Here is a 14,171-nt window from a genome sequence, read left to right on the forward strand (position 1 = left end):
CACGGGGACTGACGCAACGACAGCGAATCGACAGCGAACTTCGAGGTGCGCACCTTGGCTTTCCAGATGCCGGACCGCGGCGGAGGCCCCACGGGGCCGCGGATCAGAGTGGGCCGCCCGTCCCGGCGCGTCCGGACCCTGCTGATGACCCTGGGCGTCCTTGCCGTGCTCGGCATGGCGTTCACCATGTTCGCGGGGTTCTGGACGGACTGGCTGTGGTACCGGTCGGTGCACTACTCGTCCGTGTTCACCACCACGCTGTGGACCAAGATCGGGCTGTTCTTCGTCTTCGGTCTGCTGATGGCGGCCGCGGTCGGCTTCAACATCTGGCTCGCGCACCGGCTGCGGCCCCCGTTGAGCGCCATGTCGATGGAGCAGCAGAGCCTCGACCGCTACCGGATGGGGATCGCGCCGTACAAGAAGTGGCTGCTGTGCGGCATCACCGCGCTGGTGGGCCTGATCGCGGGCGCCTCGGCGGCGAGCCAGTGGCGGACCTGGCTGATGTGGGTCAACGGCGTGCCGTTCCACCAGCAGGACCCGCAGTTCCACCTCGACGTGGCCTTCTACGCCTTCGACCTGCCGTGGTACCGCTTCCTGCTCGGCTTCGGCTTCGCCGCCACGATCCTGTCCGTGATCGCCGCCGCGCTCACCCACTACCTGTACGGCGGGCTGCGCGTCACCAGCCCCGGCGCGCGCGCCACGGCCGCGGCCACCGGGCATCTGTCGGTGCTGCTCGGCGTCTTCGTCGCCCTCAAGGCGGTCGCCTACTGGCTCGACCGGTACGGACTCGCGGTGAAGTCCAGCGACTTCAAGGCGACCGGCAACTGGACGGGCCTCAGGTACGTCGACGCCCACGCCTACCTGCCGGCCAAGACGATCCTGTTCTGCATCGCCGTCATCTGCGCGCTGCTGTTCTTCGCCACGCTGTGGCGGCGCACCTGGCAGCTGCCCCTCATCGGCTTCGGCCTGATGGTGCTCTCGGCCATCCTCATCGGCGGCCTGTACCCGGCGATCGTCCAGAAGTTCCAGGTCCAGCCCAACGAGCAGGCCAAGGAGGCGCCGTACGTCGCGAAGAACATCAGGGCGACGCGCGAGGCCTACGGCATCGACGACACCCAGGTCTCCGAGTACGCGGGGGAGAGCACCGCCAAGGACAAGTCGAAGCTGCGCGGGGACGTCGACTCGGCGGCGAGCATCCGCATCCTGGACCCGAACATCGTCTCGCCCACGTTCCAGCAGCTCCAGCAGATGCGGAACTACTACACGTTCCCCAACAACCTGGACGTGGACCGCTACGCGCGGGACGGCAAGGTCCAGGACACGGTCGTGGGCCTGCGCGAGCTGAACCTCGCGGGCATCCCGAAGAAGAACTGGATCAACAACCACTTCCGCTACACCCACGGCTACGGCGTCGTCGCGGCCAAGGGCACGGAGGCCGAGAGCAACGGCCGGCCCGTCTTCACCGAGTCCGACCTGCCCTCCAGCGGCCAGCTGGGGACGTACGAACAGCGGGTCTACTACGGCGAGAAGACCACCACCTACTCGATCGTCGGCGGTCCCCAGAAGGAGATCGACTACTCCGACGACAACGGTGAGAAGACCACCAGCTACCAGGGCCGCAGCGGGGTCAGCCTGTCCAGCCCGATCAACCGCGCGGCCTACGCGGCGGCGTTCGGGGAGCCGCAGATCCTCTACTCCGGCGCCATCGGCGACGGCTCGCGGATCCTCTACAACCGCACGCCCAAGGAGCGCGTGGAGGCGGTGGCGCCCTGGCTGACCATCGACGGCGACGCCTACCCCGCGGTGGTGGACGGACGCATCCAGTGGATCGTCGACGCCTACACGACCACGAACGGATACCCGTACGCCTCCCGGACGACCCTGGGGGACACGACCGCCGACTCGCTGACCTACAACAACAACCAGCGCGCGGTGGTGGCCCAGCAGAACCAGGTCAACTACATCCGCAACTCGGTCAAGGCGACCGTCGACGCCTACAGCGGCCAGGTCAGGCTGTACCAGTGGGACGACGCGGACCCGGTGCTGAAGACCTGGATGAAGGCCTTCCCCGGGACGGTGAAGCCGAAGACGGACATCTCCCCGGAGCTGATGGCCCATCTCCGTTACCCGCAGGACCTGTTCAAGGTCCAGCGCGAGCTGCTCACCCGCTACCACGTTCAGGACGCGCAGACCTTCCTCAGCGGCAGCGAGGTGTGGCAGGTGCCCAACGACCCGACGAACAAGTCGGGCAACGCGGTGCCGCCGTACTACCTGACCATGAAGATGCCCGACCAGACCGCCCAGGCGTTCTCGCTGACCACGACCTTCACGCCGAACGGCCGGGACAACCTCAGCGCCTTCATGGCGGTCGACTCCCAGGCGGGCACGAAGGACTACGGCCAGATCAGAGTGCTCAAACTGCCGACGAGCAAGACCGTCGACGGTCCCAAGCAGGTGCAGAGCCAGTTCAACTCCAACTCGCAGCAGAACATCGCCGAGTTCGTCCGGCTCATCAGAGGCGGTGACTCGGAGATCGAGTACGGCAACCTGCTGACCGTGCCGCTCGACGGAGGACTGCTCTACGTGGAGCCGGTCTACGTACGCGGCGGTGGACTGAAGTACCCGCTGCTGCGCAAGGTGTTGGTGACCTACGGCGGCACCACCGCGTTCGAGAACACCCTCGACGAGGCGCTGGACAAGGTGTTCGGCGCGGGAGGCGCGACGACCCCGCCACCGGACAACGGCACCGGCAAGCCCCCGGCGTCGAGCAACCCGACGGTCCAGCAGGCGCTCAAGGACGCCCAGAAGGCCTTCGACGACGGTCAGGAGGCCCTGAAGAAGAGCGACTGGCAGGCCTACGGCAAGGCGCAGCAGGACCTCCAGGACGCCCTGAAGAAGGCCGAGCAGGCGCAGTCCCAGCCGGCCCGGCGAAGCGGCGGGACAGGGTAACGGCCGTGCCGTTCGGGCCGGATGAAGACGGCTGACGGAGGTTGACGCTCGAAGGCCCGGATCCCCCGCGGGATCCGGGCCTTCGACGTGTGCGAACGCATGTGCCGACGTGACGGGTGGCCGTGCCGCCGTGGGGAGTTGGGGGATCTGTGTTTGACTTGTCTCTCTGTGGGCATGTCGACAAAACGCTGAAGTGACCTCACTGGCTGCGGTATACCAGGTGTACCCAGGTTGCAGGTGGTGCGACGATGGACGTTATGGGGGACAAGGCAACTCTGTTCGAGACAGGGCGATTTGTGCAGGCCTCCGATCCCGATGAGATCGGAGGCGAGACCCGGGACGAGACCGGGCAGGCCGCCGACGAGGCCGCCGAGGAGGTACGCCGTCGGCTCGCCGCCGAGGCCGGCGACGTGGAGGCGATGAGCGTTCTCGGGGCCATGCTGCTGCGCGGCGGCGACCTCGACGGAGCCGAGCCGCACCTGCGTGCCGCCACCGCCGCGGGTGACCGCGCCGCCGCCAACAACCTGGGGGTCCTGCTGCATCAGCGCGGATACGCGGACGAGGCCGCCGGATGGTGGCGGATCGCCGCCGTCGCCGGGTCCGCGGCGGCCGCGCACGCGCTCGGGCGGCACCACCGCGAGCGCGGCGACGAGCCCGCCGCCGAGTACTGGCTGCGCCAGTCCGCCGAGCAGGGGCACGCGCTGGGCGCGTACGCGCTCGCCGATCTGCTGGAGCACCGCGGGGACGCCGCGGCCGAGCGCTGGATGCGGCTCGCCGCCGAGCGGGGGCACCGGGAGGCTGCGTACCGGCTGGCGCGGGCCGTGGACCGCAAGGCCGCGCAGGACCCCGACGGTGACAACGGTGTCGGGCCGGCGGAGGAGGCCGAGCAGTGGTACCGGCAGGCCGCCGCGCGCGGCCACCGGCGGGCCGCCCTGCACCTCGGGGCGATCCTGGAGAAGCGGGGCGACCTCAAGGAGGCCGGACGCTGGTACCTGACGTCCGCCAAGGACGGGGAGGCACGGGCCGCCTGCGCGCTCGGCTTCCTGCTGCGGGACGCCGGTGACACCGAGAGTGCCGCCGTGTGGTGGCTGAGGGCCGCCCAGGACGGCGACGGCAACGCGGCGAACGCGCTGGGCGCCCTGCACGCCGAGCGCGGCGAGACGCAGACCGCCGAGCGCTGGTACCGCGCGGCGATGGACGCCGGCGACGTCAACGGCGCCTACAACCTCGGCCTGCTCTGCGCCGAGCAGGCGCGGACCGCGCAGGCCGAGCAGTGGTACCGGAGGGCGGCCTACGCCGGGCACCGGGAGGCGGCGAACGCGCTGGCCATCCTGCTGCTGCAGGGCGGGGACACCGCCGGTGCCGAACCGTGGTTCTCCAAGGCCGCGGAGGCGGGCAGCGTGGACGCCGCGTTCAACCTCGGCATCCTCTACGCCGGGCGGGGCGCCGACGCCGAGGCGCTGCGCTGGTACGAGCGTGCCGCGGCGGCCGGGCACACGGAGGCCGCGCTGCAGGTGGGGATGGCCCGGCTGCGCGAGGGGGACGAGCCGGAGGCCGAGCGGCATCTGCGGTGCGCGGCCGGCGGCGGGAGCGCGGAGGCCGCGTACCGGCTGGCGGCCCTGCTCGACGCGCGGCGCCCGCCGGCGCCCGCGCACGAGCTCGGCGAGCCGGCGGTGCACGAGAAGACCGAGTGCGAGGAGTGGTACGAGCGGGCGGCCTCCCAGGGGCACCGCCGGGCCCAGGTCCGGGTCGGGATGCTGGCCGCGGCCCGCGGGGACGTGGTCGAGGCGGCGCGGTGGTACCGGGAGGCGGCGGAGGCCGGGTCGCGCAACGGCGCCTTCAACCTGGGGCTGCTGCTGGCCCGGGAGGGGAGCGAGCCGGAGGCGGCCGTGTGGTGGACGCGGGCGGCCGAGGCGGGACACGGGCGGGCCGCGCTGCGCCTGGCCCTGGTCTACGCGCGCCGGGGAGAGCTGGCCGAGGGGCAGCGGTGGGCCGACCGGGCCGTGTCGCTCGGGCCGGAGGAGGTCGGGGCGCGGGCGGCGCGGCTGCGGGACGCGCTGCGCGAGGAACTGTCCGCCTAGGCCCCGGCGGGACCGGCGGGGCCTCCGTCGGTCCCGGCCGGCCCACGCGGCCCGGCCGCGGCCGCCCCGCAGGCCCGGGCAGCTGCCCGGCGCGGCCGCTCTCCGCCGCCCCCTCGCGGAAGCGATTTGCCTCTGCGCCCGACGGTCACGTAGTGTTTCACCTGTCGACGCGGGGTGGAGCAGCTCGGTAGCTCGCTGGGCTCATAACCCAGAGGTCGCAGGTTCAAATCCTGTCCCCGCTACTGAAGGCCGAGGGCCGGAATCCGATCAAGGATTCCGGCCCTCGGTGTTTTCGTGCCCGCCCGGCTTCCCCGCGTTCCTCTCCCCGGCACGGCAAGAACCCCGGCACAGGGAAGGCGCCGGGGTTCAACGAGAAGGGGCGATCAGCGGAAAGCCGTGGTCAGGCCGCCGCACAGGTCGGGCACAGGCCGCGGTACGTGACCTCGACGTCCGAGACCGTGAAGCCGAAACGCTCCGAGTCGGGGAGGTCTGCCAGCGGATTGCCGACCGGGTGGACGTCCCGGATCGCGCCGCAGCCGGCGCAGACCAGGTGCTGGTGCGGGCGGTGCGCGTTGGGGTCGTACCGCTTGGCCCGCCGGTCCGTGGCGACCTCCAGCACCTCGCCGAGGGAGACCAGCTCACCCAGCGTGTTGTAGACGGTCGCCCGGGAGATCTCGGGCAGCTTGGCGACGGCACGCGCATGGACCTCGTCGGCCGTCAGATGGACGTGTTCGCCGTCGAGGACCTCGGCCACGACGCGTCGCTGCGCGGTCATCCGCCATCCGCGTCCGCGCAGCCGTTCCAGAAGGTCGCTCATGGAAACCAGCCTAACAGTCAAGGAGGCCAGGTTCCGAACGAGTGTGAACTTGGAGCCGAGCCTGACTTAGACATGGTCCATGGTGGGGGAGATCCGCTCACCGGGGCGCGGACCGGAACCCCTCTCCGAGGAGCTCCGGCCCGCTCGCACGCGTTCAGCCGGTCAGCGAACCGGCCGCCGTGGCCGCGGGCTGCCGCCCGGGTGCCCAGCAGCGGATGATGTCGCGGACCGAGACGATCCCGGCCGGTTCGCCGCCGTCGAGGACGACGAGATGACGGAAGCCGCCGTGCGCCATGGCGCGGGCCGCCTCCTCCAGGGACCAGGACGGGGAGGCGAAGACGACGTCGGTGGTGGTGTGGGCGTGGGCGCGCTCCGTGTCCGGGTTCTGGCCCCGGCCGACGGAGTTGAGGATGTCGCGTTCGGTGAGGATGCCGACGCCGCCGGCGTCGGGGTCGAGCACCACGGCCGCGCCCACACGGCGTGCGGACATCAGGGCGGCTGCCTGGCGGAGGGTGTGTGCGGGACCGACGGTGAGGACCACCGTGCTCATGGCGTCACGGACGAGCATGGACTGGAGCCACCTCCTACCGGAACCCGAGACGGAACGGCGGGGGCGCCGCTAGTTCACGGATTCACAAGTTCACAAGTGGGGGAACTCTCAGAGTCGCAGGCAAAGCGGGAGTCAACAAGAGGGCGCACGCGGCCGGTTGGGGGCGCGGGCCCCCGTCCCGCGCTTCTCAGGCGCGCCGGTTGAGATACACCAGCAGGTCGTCGTGCAGCAGGCCGTTGGACGCGGCCGCGTTGCCGCTGTGCGGACCCGGCCGGCCGTCGAGACCGGTGAAGGTGCCGCCGGCCTCCGTGACGACGATGGCGGTCGCGGCCATGTCCCACAGGGACAGCTCGGGCTCGGCGCAGAAGTCGACCGAGCCCTCGGCGACCATCATGTACGGCCAGAAGTCGCCGTACGCGCGCGTGCGCCACACCTGCCGGGTCAGGTCCAGGAAGCCGTCGAGCCGGCCCTGCTCCTCCCAGCCGCTGAGCGAGGAGTACGCGAAGGAGGCGTCGGCCAGCTTCCCGACCCGGGACACCCGCAGACGGGTCGCCTGCGACAGGCTCCGGCCGCTGAACGCGCCGTGCCCCTTGGCGGCCCACCAGCGGCGGCCCAGGGCGGGGGCGGAGACGACCCCCACGACGGGCTGGTAGCCGCTCTCCCCGGCCTCCATCAGGGAGATCAGCGTGGCCCAGACCGGCACACCGCGGACGTAGTTCTTGGTGCCGTCGATCGGGTCGACGACCCAGCGGCGCGGGCCGGTGCCCTCGATGCCGTACTCCTCGCCGAGCACCGCGTCGCGGGGGCGGGCGCGTTGCAACTGGCCGCGGATGAGCTCCTCCGCCGCCTTGTCCGCCTCGCTCACCGGAGTCATGTCCGGCTTGGTCTCCACCTTGAGGTCGAGGGCCTTGAAGCGGTCCATGGTCGCGGCGTCGGCGGTGTCCGCGAGGACGTGGGCCAGACGCAGGTCGTCGAGGTAGTCGGGCATGCAACGAACCGTATCTGCCGGGGTCGGGGCGGGGCCACACCGGGCGGGGCCGCCCGCGCACACGGCCGGCCGACGGGCGCCCCCGGAGGCTCTCGCGCCCTCTTGACAGTGCTGTCGGGCGCGTCAAATCTGGGCGCAGAGTCGCGCTCGCCCCGGGGAGGCGATGATGCCTGCAGCGCGGGATTCCCTGTTGGACGCCGCCTATACGGCGCTGGCGTGCCGGCCGTGGGCCGTCGTGCGGATGGTCGACGTGGCGGCGGCGGCCGGAGTCTCCCGGCAGACGCTCTACAACGAGTTCGGCAGCAAGGAGGGCCTCGCGCGGGCGCTGGTGCGCAGGGAGGCCGACGGCTTCCTCGCCGGGGTCGAGCGCGCCCTCGCCGCCCACGCCGGCCCCCGGGAGCGGCTCACCGCCGTCGCCGAGTGGACCGCGGCGGCGGCCCGGGAGAACGCGCTGGTCCGGGCCATGCTCACCGGCTGCTGGAGCGAGCGGCTGCCGTCCCCGACGCTGTCGGCCGTGCCCTCGTCCTCCGCGGTGCCGGCGCAGCGCCGGGCGGACGGCCCGCTGCCGTCGCCCGCCGACTTCGTGATGATCGTCCGCGACCGGGCGGTGGCGGTCCTGTCGGCGCCGTCGGCCGTGCCCGGCCAGGCCGCCCCTTCCGGACCGGCCGCCCGTGGCGGACCCAGCGGCCCCGCCGTCCCGTCCGGCGTGGGCGCCCCGCCCGGCGCGACCGCGCAGCTCGGCCCGGACGCGCTGACCGGTCGGACCGTCCCGCCCGGCCCGAGTGCCACTGCGCAGACCGTCGCACCCGGCCCGGGTGCCACCGCCCAGCCCGAACCGGTCGCCCTGCCCGGACAGACCGCCCAGTACGCACCGGGCGCCCCGCCGGCCCCCGCGGTCCCGCAAGCACCGGGCGCCCCGCCGGCCCCCGTGGTCCCGCACGCACCGGGCCCCCCGCCCGCCCCCACCGTCCAGCACGGCCCCGGCGCCCCGCTCCCGGACGCCGTGTCCCAGGCGGACCCCGTCGAGCTGAGCCGTACCTGTGAGTTGGTGGTGCGGCTCGCGCTGTCGTGCGTGGCCGCCCCGCCCGGCGAGGGGATCGCCCAACTGGTGCGCGCCACCCTGCACCGGCACCCACTGTGAACCCCGCTGTGAACTGCTCCGAAACCGACCGGAACCCGCCCCGCACCTGCCCGGAACCGCGTCCGGCCCCGCTCAGTGCGTGGAACCGGACAGCTGGAGGCCGATCACGCCGATGATGACCAGGCTGATCGAGACGATCTTCAGCGTCGACACCAGGTCGCCGAGGAAGACCATGCCGTAGATCGCGGTGCCCGCCGCGCCGATGCCGGTCCACACCGCGTAGGCGGGACCCACGTCCAGCTTCCTCAGGGAGAGGGTGAGCAGACCGAAGCTGCCCAGCGCGAAACTGGCGAAGGCGATGGTCGGCCAGAGTCTGGTGAAGCCGTGGGACAGCTTCAGGCACACGGCGAAGCCGGTCTCCAGCAACCCGGCCACGATGACCAGCAGCCACGCCATGTGCTGTCCTCCCGTACGTCAGCGTTCCGTGACCGCGTCGTCGACCGCTTCGTCGTGTTCCGCCGGGGTTCGGCCCGGATCGGGCCCCGTGCGATTATGCACTTGCCAGGCCGTGCACCTCACAAACCACCCGGAGGTCAGTCGCCTTCCTTGCGCTCCCGGGTGGCCAGCAGCCGGCGCAGCGAGTACAGGCGGGCGGGGTCCGCGTGGCCCTCGGCGACCCATCCGTCCAGCGCGCAGTCCTGCTCGTCGTGACTGCACGCCCGCGGACAGCCCTCGGTGCCCGGCTCCAGGTCGGGGAAGGCGTGGATGACCCGGGACGGGTCGATGTGGGCCAGACCGAAGGACCGGACGCCCGGGGTGTCGACCACCCAGCCCCCGTCCCCGGACAGCGGCAGCGCCAGCGCCGAGGTCGTGGTGTGCCGGCCCCGGCCCGTCACCGCGTTCACCACTCCCGTCAGACGCCGCCGGTCCTCCGGCACCAGCGCGTTGACGAGGGTCGTCTTGCCGACGCCGGAGTGGCCGACGAAAGCGGTGACCTTGCCGTCCAGGTGCTCGCGCACCCGGACCGCCGCGTCGCCGTTCTCCAGCTCCTCGCGGCTGGTGACGACGTACGGGATGTCGAGGTCCCCGTACAACTCCAGGAGCTTGTCCGGCGGGGCGAGGTCCGACTTGGTCATGACCAGCAGGGGGTCCAGCCCGCCGTCGTACGCCGCCACCAGGCAGCGGTCGATCAGCCGCGGGCGCGGCTCGGGGTCGGCGAGGGCCGTCACGATGGCGAGCTGGTCGGCGTTGGCGACGACCACGCGCTCGTAGGGGTCGTCGTCGTCCGCCGTGCGGCGCAGGACGGAGGACCGCTCCTCGATGCGGACGATGCGTGCCAGGGTGTCCTTCGTGCCGGACAGATCGCCGACCAGGGCGACCCGGTCGCCGACCACCGCCGCCTTGCGGCCCAGCTCGCGGGCCTTCATCGCGACGATCGTGCGGCCCTCGACCAGACAGGTCAGCCGGCCCCGGTCGACGGTGAGGACCATGCCCCCGGCGGCGTCCTCGTGCTTGGGGCGGATGTGCGTACGGGGCCGGTTGCCCTTGCGGTTCGGGCGGGTCCGGATGTCGTCCTCGTCGGTGTGCTTGCCGTAGCGGCGCATGGTGGTGTCCCTACGCCCCGAGCATCCCGGTCCACAGCTCGGGGAAGTCCGGCAGGGTCTTCGCCGTCGTCGCCACGTTCTCGATCTGCACGCCCTCGACGGCCAGGCCGATGATCGCGCCGGCCGTCGCCATGCGGTGGTCCTCGTAGGTGTGGAAGACGCCGCCGTGCAGGCGGCGCGGGCGGATGCGCAGTCCGTCGGCGGTCTCCGTCACGTCACCGCCGAGCTCGTTGATCTCCTTGGTCAGCGCGGCCAGCCGGTCGGTCTCGTGCAGCCGCAGGTGGGCCACGCCCCGCAGCGTCGAGGGCGAGTCCGCGAGCGCGGCGACGGCCGCGATGCCCGGGGTCAGCTCGCCGACCTCGCTCAGGTCCACGTCGATGCCGTGGACCGCGCCCGAGCCGGTGAACTGCAGGCCGTACTCGGTCAGTTCGCAGGAACCGCCCATCTCGGTGAAGATCTGCCGCAGCCGGTCACCCGGCTGGGTGGTCCGGGCCGGCCAGTCCGGAATGACGACCTTGCCGCCGGTCACCAGGGCCGCCGCCAGGAATGGCTGCGCGTTCGACAGGTCCGGCTCGACGGTCAGGTCACGGCCGAGCAGGGCGCCGGGCGTGACCCGCCAGACGTTCGGCTCGCCGCCCGACTCCGGGGTGTCCACCTGCGCGCCGACCGCGCGCAACATGTCGACGGTCATCCGGATGTGCGGCATCGACGGCAGTGCCGAGCCGACGTGACGGACCTCGACGCCCTGGTTGAAGCGCGGGCCCGACAGCAGCAGGGCGCTGACGAACTGGGACGAGGAGGAGGCGTCGATCTCCACCGGGCCGCCGTCCAGCGCGCCGCCGCCGTGCACCGTCAGCGGCAGGGTGCCGCGGCCGTCGTCGTCGATCCGGGCGCCGAGCACGCGCAGTGCGTCGATGACGCCGTGCAGGGGGCGCTCGTAGGACCGGGGGTCGCCGTCGAAGCGGATCGGGCCGTCGGCCAGCGCGGCGACCGGGGGCACGAAGCGCATCACCGTGCCGGCGTTGCCGACGTCGACCGTGGCCGGACCGTGCAGACCCGCGGGGATGACCCGCCACGCCTCGCCGGAGCCGCCGCCGGAGGAGCTGGAGGACACCGTCTCCTCGATGCCGACGCCCATCGCGCGCAGGGCGCCGGCCATCAGCAGGGTGTCGCGGGAGCGCAGCGGGCGGCGCAGCCAGCCGGGCTCCGAGGCGAGCGCGGCGAGCACCAGGGCGCGGTTGGTGACCGATTTGGACCCGGGCACGTGGACCGTCGCGTCGACGGCTCCGCTCGCGTGCGGGGCGGGCCAGAGGGCGGTGTGTGCGGGGTTAACGGCCATGGCCCCCACTTTAGTGGCTGGCGATGGCCGCAAATCCTGAGCAAAGGCGCCGAAACCGCGGCGAAGCGCCGGCATGGAACATGCCGAGCACATATGCGCCGTGGACTCGTTCACGCTCCCTCACCCCGCACGTCCGCCGCACGACCCCCACCGGCACCCACGGCCCGGTGTCCTCATCCGCGCGTCCTCGCCCCACCGGGCCTCCGAACCCCTCCCCTCCGTGTTCCCTCATCCCTCCAGCAGCCAGCGGCCGCCGCCGATCAGGGAGCACAGCGACACGGCGTGGAACAGGAACAGCCACAGGGCGGCCGGCACGTTCGTCAGCCGCGAGAGCTGGTCCGCGTCCGAGTCCCCGGCGCCCCCGCGGGCCCGCTTGGCCTGGAGCTCGAAGGCCGGGCGCACCCCGCCGAGCAGCAGGAACCACACCACCGCGTAGGCGAACGCGGCCTGCACCTGCGGCCCGGCCAGCCACGACACCAGCACGAAGGTGCCGCCGGTCACGAGCACGGTCAGCGCCCCGTAGGCGTTGCGGATCATCACCAGCATCGCCACCAGCAGCGCCGTGGCCAGCCACAGCAGCAGCGTGATGCGCCCGGCGGACAGCAGGGCGGCTCCGCCGAGGCCGAGCAGCGGGGGAGCGGTGTAGCCGGCGGCCGCGGTGAGGATCATCCCGATGCCGTGCGGCTTGCCGCGGCTGACCGTCAGGCCGCTGGTGTCGGAGTGCAGGCGTATGCCGGTGAGGGTGCGGCCGGTGAGCAGCGCCACGAGCCCGTGGCCGCCCTCGTGGGCGATGGTGATCGCGTTGCGCGAGAGGCGCCACACGGTGTGCGGGACGACCACGGCGAGCGCGGCGACCATGGTGGCGCTCACCACCCACAGGTTCGGGTCGGGCTGGATGCCGACCAGGCGGTCCCAGAGGTCGGGCAGCGCTATCGAGGCGGTGCTGTCCATGTTTCCCGGTGGCTCCCTGTCGTCGAACGGAGTCTGGCAGTGTGGCACGCATGTGCGGACGGTATGCAGCGAGTCGCGGACCCGAGGATCTCGCAGGCGTCTTCGGGATCGAGGTGGGGGTGCCCCCTGCCGGAGCGGAGGCGGGGAGCGGGGGGAGGGAGCCGGAGGAGACCTTCGCGCCCGATTACAACGTGGCTCCGACCAAGGAGGTCCACGTGGTCCTGGACCGCCCACTGAAGGACGCGGGCGACGGGCGCCCGGTTCGGCAGCTGCGCAGGCTGAGGTGGGGTCTCGTGCCGTCCTGGGCGAAGACCCCGGAGGGCGCGGCCCGGATGATCAACGCGCGCGCGGAGACCGTGCACGAGAAGCCGTCGTACCGCCGCGCCTTCGCCGTCCGGCGCTGCATCCTGCCCGCCGACGGCTACTACGAGTGGGTCACCGGCGAGCAGGAGCGCGAGCTGGAGGTCGAGGGCAGGCGGAAGCGGCCGCGCAAGCAGCCGTACTTCGTGACCCCGGCGGACGGCTCGGTGTTCGCCATGGCCGGGCTCTACGAGTTCTGGCGGGACCGGACGCTGCCCGACGACCATCCGCGGGCCTGGTGGGCGACCTGCTCGGTGATCACCACGGAGGCGGAGACGGCGCCGCTGGCGGTGGCCGCGGCCGAGGGACCGCGCACCCTGGCCGACATCCACCCGCGGATGCCGCTGATGCTGACGCCGGACCGCTGGGACGCCTGGCTGGACCCGGCGCGCACGGACCCCGAAGACCTGCGCCCGCTGCTCGCGCCGCCGCCCGGGGGGCTGATGCGCGCGTACCCGGTGGGCACCGCCGTCAGCAACGTCCGCAACAACGGGCCGGAGCTGCTGAAGGAGCTGGCGGCCCCGGAAGAGGGCACACTCTTCTGACGTGAGCGATGCGACCGGCGTGAAGCACGAGAGCAGCGGGACGGACGAGACCGTCGAGACCGACGCCGGGACCGCCCGCGTCACCTGGCACCGGGCCGGGAAGGCACGCCTCGTCCTCGCCCTCGGCCACGGCGCCGGCGGCGGCGTCGAGGCGCGGGACCTCCGGGCACTCGCCCGGACGCTGCCCCGGCACGGCGTGACCGTGGCCCTGGTCGAGCAGCCCTGGCGGGTCGCCGGGAAGAAGCTCGCCCCCGCGCCCCGGACCCTGGACACCGGCTGGCGCGGCGTGTGGCCCGCGCTGGCCGCGGTCGGCCTGCCGGTGGTCTCCGGGGGCCGCAGCGCGGGCGCGCGCGTGGCCTGCCGTACCGCGACGGAACTCGGCGCGCACGCCGTCCTGGCCCTGAGCTTCCCGCTGCACCCGCCCGGCAGGCCGGAGAAGTCCCGGGCCGGGGAACTGCTCGGCGCCGGGGTGCCCACCCTCGTCGTACAAGGGGGCAACGACCCGTTCGGGAAGCCCGGGGAGTTCCCGGAGGGCGACCACGAGCTGATCGAGGTGCCGTACGCCGATCACGGCTTCGCCGTGCCGAAGCGGGCGGACCTCACCCAGGACCGGGCCCTGGAGATCATCACCGAGGGCGTCGCCAGGTGGAGCGCGTCACTCGGATGACGGCGGGGAATGCCGGGCCGGTGGCTGCTGTTGAGGCGGACGTGAGCGCTGGTGACCAGCACCGTCGTCGTGGAGAGGAAGTCCGCCGCATGGGTTCGACCGTATGCCCGAGCCGCAGCAGCCGCACTGACCTGGACTGGACGGTGCTGCACGCGGGCAGGACCGGCGCCGTTCGAGCGGCGGGCGGACCGGATCGTCGTCTATCCTCCGAAACGAGTGGGACCGCTTTCGGTGGTCCT

General features: G+C 72.7%; 11 protein-coding genes, 1 tRNA gene and 1 pseudogene. 6 read left to right on the forward strand and 7 right to left on the reverse strand.

Features of this window, described 5'->3' with window-relative positions:
- Positions 1–66 precede the first annotated feature (66 nt).
- From ACIPM1_RS05185 to ACIPM1_RS05195, 3 genes are all read left to right on the forward strand, one after another.
- Positions 67–2,949: a UPF0182 family protein gene (locus ACIPM1_RS05185; RefSeq protein ID WP_402429421.1), complete on the forward strand. Its 2,883-nt coding sequence runs from the start codon at positions 67–69 to the stop codon at positions 2,947–2,949.
- A gap of 248 nt (positions 2,950–3,197) precedes the next feature.
- The gene (locus tag ACIPM1_RS05190) at positions 3,198–5,030 is read left to right on the forward strand and encodes a sel1 repeat family protein (protein ID WP_402429103.1); all 1,833 of its coding nucleotides are present in this window, start codon (positions 3,198–3,200) and stop codon (positions 5,028–5,030) included.
- Positions 5,031–5,198: 168 nt separating this feature from the next.
- Positions 5,199–5,272, forward strand: a tRNA-Met gene (locus tag ACIPM1_RS05195).
- A 158-nt stretch (positions 5,273–5,430) separates the two neighbouring features.
- Here ACIPM1_RS05195 and ACIPM1_RS05200 read toward each other — a convergent pair.
- The 3 genes from ACIPM1_RS05200 to hisN all read right to left on the reverse strand — a co-directional run bounded on the left by ACIPM1_RS05200 (position 5,431) and on the right by hisN (position 7,385).
- A complete protein-coding gene (locus ACIPM1_RS05200; RefSeq protein ID WP_356185951.1) occupies positions 5,431–5,847 on the reverse strand; it encodes a Fur family transcriptional regulator in 417 nt (138 codons plus the stop codon).
- 154 nt (positions 5,848–6,001) lie between these two features.
- Positions 6,002–6,415 carry a cyclic nucleotide-binding/CBS domain-containing protein gene (locus ACIPM1_RS05205; protein WP_402429106.1) on the reverse strand — a complete coding sequence of 138 codons (414 nt, stop codon included), beginning with the start codon at positions 6,413–6,415 and terminating at the stop codon, positions 6,002–6,004.
- A gap of 169 nt (positions 6,416–6,584) precedes the next feature.
- Entirely contained in the window at positions 6,585–7,385 is an 801-nt protein-coding gene (gene hisN, locus ACIPM1_RS05210; protein WP_402429109.1) for a histidinol-phosphatase, read from the reverse strand.
- Between the two features lie 163 nt (positions 7,386–7,548).
- On the opposite strand from hisN, the pseudogene ACIPM1_RS05215 reads away from it, so the two are divergent.
- A pseudogene (locus tag ACIPM1_RS05215) lies at positions 7,549–8,037 on the forward strand (TetR/AcrR family transcriptional regulator); the annotation flags it as partial.
- A 561-nt stretch (positions 8,038–8,598) separates the two neighbouring features.
- Here the strand turns inward: ACIPM1_RS05215 and ACIPM1_RS05220 are convergent.
- From ACIPM1_RS05220 to ACIPM1_RS05235, 4 genes are all read right to left on the reverse strand, one after another.
- Positions 8,599–8,922 carry a multidrug efflux SMR transporter gene (locus ACIPM1_RS05220; protein WP_356185960.1) on the reverse strand — a complete coding sequence of 108 codons (324 nt, stop codon included), beginning with the start codon at positions 8,920–8,922 and terminating at the stop codon, positions 8,599–8,601.
- A gap of 137 nt (positions 8,923–9,059) precedes the next feature.
- Positions 9,060–10,070, reverse strand: coding sequence for a ribosome small subunit-dependent GTPase A (rsgA, locus tag ACIPM1_RS05225; RefSeq protein ID WP_402429111.1), 1,011 nt, complete (start codon positions 10,068–10,070; stop codon positions 9,060–9,062).
- A gap of 10 nt (positions 10,071–10,080) precedes the next feature.
- On the reverse strand, positions 10,081–11,409 hold the full coding sequence (aroA, locus tag ACIPM1_RS05230; RefSeq protein WP_402429114.1) for a 3-phosphoshikimate 1-carboxyvinyltransferase: 1,329 nt from the start codon (positions 11,407–11,409) through the stop codon (positions 10,081–10,083).
- 228 nt (positions 11,410–11,637) lie between these two features.
- Entirely contained in the window at positions 11,638–12,360 is a 723-nt protein-coding gene (locus tag ACIPM1_RS05235; protein ID WP_402429117.1) for a M50 family metallopeptidase, read from the reverse strand.
- Positions 12,361–12,410: 50 nt separating this feature from the next.
- On the opposite strand from ACIPM1_RS05235, the gene ACIPM1_RS05240 reads away from it, so the two are divergent.
- Both ACIPM1_RS05240 and ACIPM1_RS05245 read left to right on the forward strand, forming a co-directional pair.
- On the forward strand, positions 12,411–13,265 hold the full coding sequence (locus tag ACIPM1_RS05240; RefSeq protein ID WP_402429120.1) for an SOS response-associated peptidase: 855 nt from the start codon (positions 12,411–12,413) through the stop codon (positions 13,263–13,265).
- A gap of 1 nt (position 13,266) precedes the next feature.
- Positions 13,267–13,932 (forward strand): alpha/beta family hydrolase, encoded by a 666-nt coding sequence (locus ACIPM1_RS05245; RefSeq protein ID WP_402429123.1) that lies wholly within the window; start codon positions 13,267–13,269, stop codon positions 13,930–13,932.
- Positions 13,933–14,171 lie beyond the last annotated feature (239 nt).

The organism is Streptomyces sp. NPDC086766 (assembly GCF_044746005.1).
Taxonomy (GTDB): domain Bacteria; phylum Actinomycetota; class Actinomycetes; order Streptomycetales; family Streptomycetaceae; genus Streptomyces.

Excerpts from the sequence above, each read along its gene's own strand:
- ACIPM1_RS05235 (WP_402429117.1), bottom strand. The coding sequence starts at position 12,360 with ATGGACAGCACCGCCTCGATAGCGCTGCCCGACCTCTGGGACCGCCTG.
- aroA (WP_402429114.1), bottom strand. The coding sequence starts at position 11,409 with ATGGCCGTTAACCCCGCACACACCGCCCTCTGGCCCGCCCCGCACGCG.
- ACIPM1_RS05185 (WP_402429421.1), top strand. The coding sequence starts at position 67 with ATGCCGGACCGCGGCGGAGGCCCCACGGGGCCGCGGATCAGAGTGGGC.
- ACIPM1_RS05240 (WP_402429120.1), top strand. The coding sequence starts at position 12,411 with ATGTGCGGACGGTATGCAGCGAGTCGCGGACCCGAGGATCTCGCAGGC.
- ACIPM1_RS05200 (WP_356185951.1), bottom strand. The coding sequence starts at position 5,847 with ATGAGCGACCTTCTGGAACGGCTGCGCGGACGCGGATGGCGGATGACC.
- ACIPM1_RS05220 (WP_356185960.1), bottom strand. The coding sequence starts at position 8,922 with ATGGCGTGGCTGCTGGTCATCGTGGCCGGGTTGCTGGAGACCGGCTTC.
- rsgA (WP_402429111.1), bottom strand. The coding sequence starts at position 10,070 with ATGCGCCGCTACGGCAAGCACACCGACGAGGACGACATCCGGACCCGC.
- hisN (WP_402429109.1), bottom strand. The coding sequence starts at position 7,385 with ATGCCCGACTACCTCGACGACCTGCGTCTGGCCCACGTCCTCGCGGAC.
- ACIPM1_RS05190 (WP_402429103.1), top strand. The coding sequence starts at position 3,198 with ATGGACGTTATGGGGGACAAGGCAACTCTGTTCGAGACAGGGCGATTT.
- ACIPM1_RS05205 (WP_402429106.1), bottom strand. The coding sequence starts at position 6,415 with ATGCTCGTCCGTGACGCCATGAGCACGGTGGTCCTCACCGTCGGTCCC.